Origin of the sequence: Brevibacillus sp. SIMBA_040 (genome assembly GCF_046535075.1) — a bacterium.
GTDB lineage: Bacteria > Bacillota > Bacilli > Brevibacillales > Brevibacillaceae > Brevibacillus.
In genome coordinates this window covers 1-246 of sequence record NZ_JAWRXI010000348.1, presented here as the reverse complement: position 1 = coordinate 246, position 246 = coordinate 1, and the positions used below count along the sequence as shown (strand labels likewise).

At 57.7% G+C, this 246-nt stretch carries 1 protein-coding gene; it reads right to left on the bottom strand.

From position 1 onward, the window contains the following. Window positions 1-246, bottom strand: a 246-nt coding sequence (locus SB752_RS33070; protein WP_410719606.1) for a hypothetical protein, incomplete at both ends; no start/stop codon positions are given.

Here is a 246-nt window from a genome sequence, read left to right as displayed (position 1 = left end):
CTGCAGGAAGACGCGTTTTCGACCTCGCGATGCATACTCGATCGACACAAACGAAGTGAGCCAGACGAGCAGGGCGTGGGCTCGGAAAAGTCCGTCCCGAAGCCAGAGGGACTCGGCGGTTTCACTAGGGTGGCGAATCGGGATTACCGTGATGTCGGTTCGATTCATTCGCTCTGCGATCGGATACCAAACCGCCAGCAAGCGGCACATGCCTACGTCATACAAGGCAGCTTCACGATAGCCGTC